At 62.4% G+C, this 9,208-nt stretch carries 12 protein-coding genes; 2 read left to right on the top strand and 10 right to left on the bottom strand.

What is annotated here, in order from left to right; genetic code table 11:
• The 8 genes from VR71_RS25055 to VR71_RS14190 form a co-directional block, all read right to left on the bottom strand.
• On the bottom strand, window positions 1–173 hold a 173-nt coding region (locus VR71_RS25055; RefSeq protein WP_296430438.1), incomplete at its 3' end, for an NTP transferase domain-containing protein.
• Complete coding sequence (locus tag VR71_RS14220; protein WP_045685033.1) at window positions 173–979, bottom strand: ABC transporter permease subunit; 807 nt, start codon at window positions 977–979, stop codon at window positions 173–175. The genes VR71_RS14220 and VR71_RS25055, both read right to left, overlap by 1 nt.
• Window positions 976–1,857 (bottom strand): ABC transporter permease, encoded by an 882-nt coding sequence (locus VR71_RS14215; RefSeq protein ID WP_045685031.1) that lies wholly within the window; start codon window positions 1,855–1,857, stop codon window positions 976–978. The genes VR71_RS14220 and VR71_RS14215 overlap by 4 nt, the downstream gene beginning before the upstream one ends.
• An 83-nt stretch (window positions 1,858–1,940) precedes the next feature.
• Window positions 1,941–2,654, bottom strand: a complete 714-nt coding sequence (locus VR71_RS14210) for a transporter substrate-binding domain-containing protein (RefSeq protein ID WP_009818701.1) — start codon at window positions 2,652–2,654, stop codon at window positions 1,941–1,943.
• Window positions 2,655–2,681: 27 nt separating this feature from the next.
• Window positions 2,682–3,458, bottom strand: a complete 777-nt coding sequence (locus VR71_RS14205; RefSeq protein ID WP_009818702.1) for an ABC transporter ATP-binding protein — start codon at window positions 3,456–3,458, stop codon at window positions 2,682–2,684.
• 123 nt (window positions 3,459–3,581) lie between these two features.
• Window positions 3,582–4,337 carry a PhnD/SsuA/transferrin family substrate-binding protein gene (locus VR71_RS14200; RefSeq protein ID WP_045685028.1) on the bottom strand — a complete coding sequence of 252 codons (756 nt, stop codon included), beginning with the start codon at window positions 4,335–4,337 and terminating at the stop codon, window positions 3,582–3,584.
• Window positions 4,334–4,774, bottom strand: coding sequence for a TerB family tellurite resistance protein (locus VR71_RS14195; protein WP_045685025.1), 441 nt, complete (start codon window positions 4,772–4,774; stop codon window positions 4,334–4,336). Before VR71_RS14195 ends, VR71_RS14200 begins: the two co-directional genes overlap by 4 nt.
• 65 nt (window positions 4,775–4,839) lie before the next feature.
• Window positions 4,840–5,277, bottom strand: a complete 438-nt coding sequence (locus VR71_RS14190) for a TerB family tellurite resistance protein (protein WP_045685022.1) — start codon at window positions 5,275–5,277, stop codon at window positions 4,840–4,842.
• 144 nt (window positions 5,278–5,421) lie between these two features.
• Here VR71_RS14190 and VR71_RS14185 point away from each other — a divergent pair, with 144 nt between their 5' ends.
• Complete coding sequence (locus VR71_RS14185; protein WP_009818706.1) at window positions 5,422–5,997, top strand: hypothetical protein; 576 nt, start codon at window positions 5,422–5,424, stop codon at window positions 5,995–5,997.
• Between the two features lie 9 nt (window positions 5,998–6,006).
• Here VR71_RS14185 and VR71_RS14180 read toward each other — a convergent pair whose 3' ends face one another.
• Window positions 6,007–7,314: an HlyC/CorC family transporter gene (locus VR71_RS14180; RefSeq protein ID WP_045685020.1), complete on the bottom strand. Its 1,308-nt coding sequence runs from the start codon at window positions 7,312–7,314 to the stop codon at window positions 6,007–6,009.
• Between the two features lie 70 nt (window positions 7,315–7,384).
• On the opposite strand from VR71_RS14180, the gene VR71_RS14175 reads away from it, so the two are divergent.
• Complete coding sequence (locus tag VR71_RS14175; RefSeq protein WP_045685017.1) at window positions 7,385–8,203, top strand: metallophosphoesterase family protein; 819 nt, start codon at window positions 7,385–7,387, stop codon at window positions 8,201–8,203.
• Here VR71_RS14175 and VR71_RS14170 read toward each other — a convergent pair.
• Window positions 8,140–9,111: a site-specific tyrosine recombinase XerD gene (locus VR71_RS14170; RefSeq protein WP_045685015.1), complete on the bottom strand. Its 972-nt coding sequence runs from the start codon at window positions 9,109–9,111 to the stop codon at window positions 8,140–8,142. The genes VR71_RS14175 and VR71_RS14170 overlap by 64 nt on opposite strands.
• Window positions 9,112–9,208: the final 97 nt, after the last annotated feature.

The raw sequence follows: 9,208 nt of genomic DNA, 5'->3' as shown, positions 1-9,208 counted from the left end.
CGGGCGGCCGCCTCGGGTGGCAGGGTCACGGCGACGGCGCAGCCGGTGCCAAGGGCGAGTGTCACGCGGTCGCGCAAGAGCGGCTGCCCACGCACCACTTGCAAGAGTTTATCCGCCCCCCGCATCCGCGAGGATGCCCCGGCGGCGGGAATGAGGATCGCCACACCGCCCATCAGCGGATCAGGTTCATCCGCAGGCTGAGCTTGCGGCGGTATTCCTGCGGCAGATGGCGATTGAGGTGGCGGTTGATCAGGCCAAAGACACCGATCACCCCGAGCGTCAGCAAGATGAAATAGCCCGCGAGAATCGGGTAGGGCACGAAGGGATTAAAGGTCTTGTCCGCGAAATATTTGGCATAATAGAGCGCATCGCCGCGCTGTTGCCAGACCGGAAAGCCCGAGAAGAAAACCAGCGTCGTGGCGTGAAACAGAAAGATCGCTTCATTGGTATAGGCGGGCCAGGCCAGCCGCAGCATCGTGGGCCAGATGATCCGGCGAAAGCGGCGCCAGCCGGAGAAGCCGTAGGCATCCGCCGCCTCGACATCGCCCTTGGGAATCGAGCGCAGGGCGCCATAGAAAATCTCGCCGGAATAGGCGGCGGTGTTGAGGAACAGCACGATCAGCGCGCCGAGCCAGGCTGCGGTCAGAATATCGAAGAAAGGCGAGACCGATTTGAGCGAGAGAAAGAAGAAATAGGCAAAGAAGAACTGGATGAAGAGTGGCGAGCCGCGAAAGACAAAGATGAACCATTCCGAGAGTTTGCGGATCACACGGTTGCTGGAGCCTTTGCCAAGCGCCACGGCGGTGGCAAGGATGAAGCCGCCGATCAGGGCGAAGAACCCGAAATAGACGTTCCAGATCAGGCCAGAACCGATCAGGGTCACCTGTTCGCAGAGCGTAAAATTGTCTTGCGGCAAGAGCCGTTCACCAATCCCAATGGCGCGCAGCCCATAGGCCTGAATGGTCTCGAGGCAGCTCATGCCGCTTTCCTTTGCGCTTCGCCGCCGGTGGTGGCCTGGCCCAGCGTGAGGCGTTGCATGAGGCGTTCCAGCACCACCTCTGATACGCGCGTGAAGCCGAGATAGAACACCATCAGCCCCAGAAAATACCACATCCGCCAGTCGCCATGCGGATACTCGGTGAAACGCGGGTTGGCGGTGGCGCCGAGTTCGCGCGCCCAATAGACGATATCCTCGACCCCTAGCAGGAAGAGCAGCGGCGTGGCCTTGATCAGCACCATCCAGAGATTGCCAAGGCCGGGCAGGGCGTAGACCCACATCTGCGGCACCATGATCCGCCAGAAGGCCTGACGGCGCGACATGCCATAGGCTTCGGCGGTTTCCATCTGGGCGCGCGGCACAGCGCGCATGGCCCCGAACAGCACATTGGCGGCAAAGGCCCCGAAAACGATGGCAAAGGTCAGCACGGCAAGAAGGAAGCCGTAGGATTCATGCACCCATTGCGGCGCGGAGCCGAGCGGTAGTTTGGCAGCCTGACAGACGACGAAATCATTGCCCTGACGGATCGGTTGGTCCCAATCGGGGCAAAGAACCTTGTGTCGCGCCCATTCAAAGGCCTGATCGAGCGCGATGACGAAAAAGAGGAAAAACGCGATGTCGGGCACGCCGCGCACGACCGCGATATAGGCCTTGCCGAACCAGCGGACCGGAGCGATATGCGCCCGCGCCGCCATCGCCCCGCCAAAGCCAAAGGCGAGGGCCGCAGGTGCCGTGATCGCCAAGAGCAAGAGCACCGTGCCCACCGCATAGTAGAGTTGCAGGTGTTTGGACGTGGTAATGTAGCAGGTGAGCCACGCAAACCCGTCAAGGCTGGCCGGATCGGAGCAAAAGGCAAACATTCTATCGCGCCTCGTCAGAGGGGGGCGGGGCCGCGTTTGGCCCCGCCGGCCGGTCAACTGTAATCGTCAACCTCAGGTCAGATTTAGAAGGTCAGGCCGATTTCCCATTTCTCGATCAGCGCGTTCAGGCTGCCGTCATCCTTCATCGACTGGATGGCGGCGTCGAGTTTGCCTTTGAGTTCGGCGTCGCTCTCACGGACGCCAAGACCGATGCCGCCGCCGATCATCACCATCTCTTCGAGCAGTTCCAGACCTTCGTCCTCTTCTGCGACGGGCAGAAGAAAGGCGCGGTCGGCCAGAACGGCGTCAGCCTCGCCGTTGCGCACGGCGGCGATGGATTCCTCGGGCGTGGCGTATTCGACCAGCGTGGCCCCACTGCTGGCGACATAAGAGGCCTGAATCGTGCCTGACTGGGCTGCGATGACGCCGGATTTCACATCGACATCCGCCGAGGGGGCGAGATAGGCCGAGGGATCGGGCAGGGTGTAGTTCTGGGTGAAGTCGATCACCTGATCGCGCTCGTCGGTGATCGACATGCCCGCGATGATCACGTCATAGTTGCCGGAAACGAGGTTGGGGATGATGCTGTCCCAGTCGTTCGTGACCCATTCGCAGGTCAGTTCGGCGCGTTTGCACAGCTCATCGCCCAATTCGCGCTCGAATCCGTCGACCTCGCCCTTGTCGTTGATGAAGTTATACGGAGGGTAGGCGCCCTCGGTGCCGAGACGGACGGTATCGGCCATGGCAAAGCCGGTCGAGAGGGCCAGAGCGGCGGTTGTGAGTAGCAGTTTCTTCATGGTTTTCTCCCTTGGTTGGTTTTCGCCTCAGGCCGGATTGGTCGAGCTGAGGAATTGTTGCAGGCGTTCCGATTTCGGAGCGCCGAAGAGGCTGTCAGGCGGGCCCTGTTCTTCGATCAGGCCTTGGTGCAGGAACACGACATGATCGCTGACATCGGCGGCCATGCGCATGTCATGGGTGACGATCATCATGGTGCGGCCCTCGTTGGCCAAATCCTTGATGACGCGGATCACCTCTTGTTCCAGTTCAGGGTCGAGCGCCGAGGTGGGTTCGTCGAAGAGAAGCGCCTCGGGCTCCATGCAGAGGGCGCGGGCGATGGCGGCGCGCTGTTGCTGGCCGCCGGACAATTGCGCCGGGTAAACATCGCATTTGTCGCCGATGCCCACCTTGTCAAGATACTTGCGCGCCGCGCCTTCGGCCTCGTGCCGATCTCGACCCAAGACAGTGACGGGCGCCTCCATCACGTTTTGCAGGATCGTGAGATGCGCCCAGAGATTGAATTGCTGAAACACCATGCTGAGATTGGTGCGGATGCGCAGCACCTGTTTGGGATCAGCGGGATGGCGGGCCAATCCCGTCCCCTTCCAGTGCACCGGCTCACCCTTAAAGAGGATGTCGCCCTGTTGGCTATCCTCGAGCAGGTTGGCGCAGCGCAGGATGGTGGATTTGCCGGACCCGGACGAGCCGATGAGCGAGACCACATCGCCGCGACGGGCCGCAATATCGACCCCCTTGATGACCTCAAGCGCGCCATAAGCCTTGTGCAGGTTGCGGATCTCGATAACCGGGGGCGTGTCGGACAAAGGGGTGCTTCCGTTTCGGTGGTTTTTGACGCTTCCGTGACAATAGGGCCGAAAAAATGGGCTGATGCAACTTGCAAAACGGGCGATTAGGGGACGGTTTGTGCGATTTGACGTACCGTCAGCTCAATTCGGAGGCTGTGGCGCAGGTGGTGACGCGGGATTGGGCAAGGCAAGATAATCCTCAGCCGGGATATGGGTCACGCCTGTTAAGCCAAGGGTTGTGCGCAAGGAGGCAGGGAGCGCATTGATTGCATCCCTCAAAGCCGCGTGCAGCTGTTCGGCATCGCGCCCGAGTGCGGTGATATAGGGCAAGGCCGGTGTCGGATCTGTCCGGCCCAACACGCGCAGGTGTTTGGGGAACGGGTCATAGGCCTGCATTAATTGCCAACTGAGCGCGTCGAGTGCGGCGATGTCGGCGCGCTCTTCGGCCACGGCCATCGCAGAGGCGCGGTGCGCGCCGGTGTGGACGGGATTGCCAAAGGCAAATCCGCGCGCAGCGGCCCAGTTTTGCGGCGCGGCCCAGCCGGATTGCGAGAGCGCGTCGTTATAGGCGAGGCGCGCGGTGGCAAAATCCTCGGGACGCTCGCGCGGATCATCGGCCCGAACGACAAAGACGCTATAGTAAAGCCCCGGCGGACAGTCGGGCAGGTCGAGCACGGGGCTGCCCACCAGCGTCACGCGGCCATGCAGCCGTGCGCGGTAAGGATAGCCGCAGGTTTGCGACAGCAAGAGGTCCGGGCTAAGCCAATGGGTCCAGACTTCTCCGTCGCGGTTGAGGGTGTCCGGCCCGTGCCCAAGCGCGGCGTGCACGCTCTGCCAGAGCGCGTTATTGGCAGCCGCCGTCTCTGGTCGGTCGTACATGGGCAAGCTGGCAATCATGGTTGCCCCATGACGCGTTGACGGGCGCGGGCGCTTTCCTGATCCGTGATGCCCAAGAGGCTGGCGACCAGCCGCAAGAGCGCGTCCTCATCCGCCTCGCGCTGCCCATCGGCCAAGGCCACCTGCCAGAGCGCCTCGATCACGCCCATGCGGTCCTCATGTGGCACCGCATCCTTGATCGCGCGGGTAAAGCGGACCGTATCGGGGGCCTCGCTCTCGAGCGTTTCGGCCTCTTGGCGCAACGCCTCGGCCTGAGGCTGCGGCAGGCCATAGCGGGCAGAGATGATGCGCGTGATGCGGATGATCTCGGAGGCGGAATAGTCTCCATCGGTGCGTGCGACACGCACAAGGAGGGCACAGAGCGCCAGACGGGCATCGCCGCCGGTCATCGGCTCGGGGGCTGGTTGAATCAGCCGCTTCAGGAAATCTGCAAACATGGCACAGGTATAGGGGGCGACGTGGCGCAGGCCAATGGGGAATTCGTAGGGAAATCCGCGTGACGTTACTGGGATTCGGCCAAGGCGCGGGCGGCGTCGCTGTCGGCATGGCTGAGACCCATCGTCTCGCGGGCGGCGTCGATCACCTGCAATTCCTCGGGCTGGCTCGCGCCGTCGGAGAGGACCACCTCCCACAATGCCTCGAGCGCGCTCAGGCGAGCTTCGAGGCTGACGGTCTCGCGGATGATATGGCCAAAGCGGTCGGTTTCGGGGGCGGCCCGTTCCAGCCGTTCCGAGAGCGCGCGCATCTTGGCCGCCTCGACCGGGCCAAGTCCGTAAATGCGCGCCAGGAGGCGGTCGATTCGCTTGATCTCTGCCAGCTCGTAATGGTGATCGGATTTCGCTACCCGAACCATAAGGGCGCCCAGTGCAAGTTTCTCGTCCGGCTCTGGCAAAGGGGCCGGTTTCGTGGCGGAAAAGGCATGCAGAATGCGGGTCAACATGGGTCTGAATCTATCCGCTAAACTGGCCCATCCCAAGTGGGATTTAGCGGCTGCCCAAATGGTGTCACAGTTGTTCCGCAGAAAGCGCACTTTCTGAACTCACAAGGGTGTGATCTGCCTTATCCTTAGTTTACGGAGCCTCCCATGCCGCAGCCCGGTCCGTTTGATTGGTCCGTAAGCACAGCCGCAGACCAGATCGCGCATCTGCGGTCCCTGTCCGGCGAGGCCTTTCGTGAGGCGCTCTGTGCCTATGACTGGTGCTTGCTGCCGGAGCCGGTGCTGGGGTGGGCCATGGCGCAACGCGAGATTGACCTTTGCAGCGCTCTGGCAGTGTTTTTCAACGGCGAACCGGCGCGGTTCAACTATATGCCCAAGAGCCATGTTCCGGGTGATCTGCGCGGTGTGGCACGGGTGCTGGACAATATCTGTTTGCGGATCAACAGCGGCTTTTACCTTGTCTATCCGGGGCAGTCCCCGCGCTGTCAGGCCAAGCTGTCGACATGGTTGACCTATCAGCAGGCGGATCGCAGCGAGGGGCGGCGGGGGCGCTGGATGCTGGACGAGCGTATCCTTGCGCCGATGTTGCAGAATGACCTGCGGCTGCCGCCTGACCTTGCCCCCGTCAAGGCCGCGCGCCCTAGTCTCTGGCGTGATCTGCTGAGCCCGATCATTGGATTGGGCGTGGACCGCGATATTCTGAAATACAAAGAGCCGCGCTAGAGCCGACGATCAGAGCTTGCGCACCTTGAGTTTGGTGATGCGGTTGTCCTTGCGCGCGACGACCTGAAACCGGAAGCCGTGAAAGATGAAGACCTGATCCACCTTGGGGATCATCTGGGCCTCGTGGATCACGAGACCGGCAACGGTATTCGCGGCCTCGTCGGGCAGGGTCCAGTCCGTGGCGCGGTTCAGGTCGCGGATGGTCATGGCCCCATCCACGAGGAACTGATTGTCCTCGGTCTTGCGAATCGCATGCTCGGCGTCGGGGTCGAATTCATCGGTGATCTCGCCGACGATCTCCTCGAGGATATCCTCGAGCGTGATCAACCCCTGAAGCGTGCCATATTCATCGACCACCATGGCGAAATGGCTGCGCATGCGTAGGAATTGCCGCATCTGATCGTCGAGCGTGGTGGTTTCCGGCACGAAATACGGCTTGCGCGCGATGCTGCAGACATCGAAATCCTTGAGGGCTGCGGCCCCCAGTTCCGATGCGGTGATCAGTTTGTGAATGGCGCGCAAGAGGTCCTTGGCATGGACCACGCCGATGATGTTGTCGGGGTCGTCGCGGTAGAGCGGCAGGCGGGTGTGATTGCTCTCAAGACATTGGTTGAGGATCGCATCCGGTTCCGACTCAGCGTTGATCATTTCGATCCGTGAGCGATGAAGCATGATTTCCTCGACCGCGCGTTCCCCCAGATCAAGCGCGCCAAGGATGCGGTCACGATCCTCTTTCTCGACCACGCCTTCGGACTGACCCAGATAGAGCGCGCCCGCGATTTCCTCGCGCACCGCGAGGATATGGCTGTCAGGGTCGGTCTGCACGCCAAAGAGCGCCAGAATACGGCGCACGAACCAGCGCACGGCGGTCACGATGGGCGAAAAGATCTTGATCACCCACACAATGAGGGGGGCGGTGCGGGCGGCGGCGGCCTCGGCATTGGTGATGGCGTAGGTCTTGGGCAGAACCTCGGCAAAAACCAGCACCAGAAGCGTCATCACGAGCGTGGCAAGGGCAACACCGCTCTCGCCGAAGAGGCGGGTAAAGAGCGCGGTGGCCAGCGAGGCGGCGAGGATGTTCACCATATTGTTGCCAAGCAGCACCGAGCCGATCAGCCGCTCGTTATCCTCTGTGATGCGAAGGGCGGTTTCAGCCCCGCGCGAGCCCTTTTCGGCCTGCGCGCGCAGCTTGCCGCGCGAGGCGGCGGTGAGCGCGGTTTCGCTGCCCGAGAAGTAGGCGGACATAACCAGAAGCGCGACGATCGCGCCGGTAGTGATCCAGAATGTCAGGTCGGTTGCGCTTGGCGCGGCTTCCATCTTTGTGCGGTCCCTCGTAGTTTACAGGGTTATGGGGCGTCCGCCTCGTGCATTCAAGGGAGCATTGGCGATGCGGATCGCGGAATTGGGAGAGATGATCGGTCCCGTCCTGATTTTTGGCGGGCCCTATTCCAATTTGCAGGCGATGCAAGCGATTCTGGCACAGGCCGGGGGCCTTGGCATCCCACCCGAGCGGATGATCTGCACCGGGGACGTCGTGGCCTATTGTGCGCAGCCGGTTGAGACCGTGGCGCTGATCCGTGCGGTGGGCTGTGCCGTGCTCGCGGGCAATTGCGAGCGGCAGTTGGCGGAGAATGCGATGGATTGCGGCTGTGGATTCGAGGCGGGCACGCAGTGTGATCTCTTGTCGGCGGGATGGTATCGCCATGCGGATCGGTCTGTCGGGGCCGAGCCGCGGGGGTGGATGGCGGGTTTGCCGGATCTTATCCTCTTCACCCATGCCGGTCGACGGGTGGCGGTGATTCACGGCGGGTTGTCGGAGGTGAGCCGCTTTATATGGCCCGTGTCGGATGAGGTGGTATTTCAAGAGGAAATCGCAGCTATTCAAGAGGTTGCAGGCCATATTGATATGGTTCTGGCGGGGCACTCTGGTCTGATGTTCCAACGTGCGATCGGGGCGGTGACCTGGGTCAATGCCGGGGCCATCGGCATGCCGCCGCATGATGGCCGGGTCGAGACCGGATTTGCCGTTCTGGAGGCGGATGGCGTGGTGTTTCACCGGCTGGCCTATGACCATAGCGCGGCCCATGCGGCGATGCAGGCGGCGGGGCTGGTGCAGGGCTATGATCGCGCGCTCGTGAGCGGCTATTGGCCGTCGGAGGATGTGTTGCCGCCGGTTTTGCGCCGGGCGGCCTGTGCCAGCGGATGATGTTCCTGCACCAGCGCCTGCAAGCGCGCCTCGAGCACATGCGTGTAAATCTCGGTTGTGGCGATGTCGGCATGGCCCAAGAGGGTCTGAATGACCCGCAGATCCGCGCCATTGGCCAGAAGATGCGTCGCGAACGCGTGGCGCAGAGTATGGGGTGTGACCTTCTCCGGATCAACATGAGCTTTGACCGCGAGTTCTTTGATAAGATTGTAAAACCTATGGCGCGTGAGGTATCCCGCCGTTCCGCCTGAAGCAAAGAGAAAGGGTGAGGGAGCCAGCCCTTTGCTGCGGCGCGCGGTTTCTTCGGCGTCGCGCAGCGCCAGCCAGTCAACCAGCGCCGTGCGGGCGGGTGGCGAGAGGGGCACCATGCGTTCCTTGCCGCCTTTGCCGCGCACCAAGAGCATCTGCGGGTCGCCCCGCGCGGCGGCAAGGGGCAGCGAGACCAGCTCGCTCACGCGCATGCCGGTGGCATAGAGCAGCGCCATGAGGCAGGCGTTACGGCAGCGTTCCGTGGCGGTGCGGCCATGCTGGGGGGCCACCTCGAGCAGACGGCCGACCTCATCCTCGGTCAGGGTCTTGGGCAGGCGCTGCGCCTTGCCCGGTCCCTTGATGCGGATGGCGGGGTTGTCGGCGCGCAACCGTTCTTCAAAGGCGAAACGGTAGAGTTGCCGGATGGCCGAGAGCCTGCGCGCCCTCGTCGCCTGTGCCAAGCCCTGAGCGTCACACTGCACCAGATAGGATTCGATATCGCGTTGCATGAGGTTATCTAGGCTAAGATTTTGATATTTAACCCAATCCGTAAAATCACGCAGATCGCGCGCATAGGCCATCAGGGTGTTTTTCGCAGCTCCAAGCTCCGCCGCCTGGGCCTCGAGAAAGAGATCGACCCAAGCGGTGTCGCGGGTCACCCGCGCCGCTCCAACAGCAGGAGTTGCAGGGCGGCACGGCGGGCGGTGTCCTCGAGCCCGACCGCGCGCAGGGTGGCGAGGGCGCCGGTCAACGCGT

This window comes from Roseovarius sp. BRH_c41 (genome assembly GCF_000961715.1).
GTDB lineage: Bacteria > Pseudomonadota > Alphaproteobacteria > Rhodobacterales > Rhodobacteraceae > Roseovarius.
The sequence above is the reverse complement of the archived record's forward strand: the minus strand, read 5'-3'. Positions and strand labels throughout refer to the sequence as shown.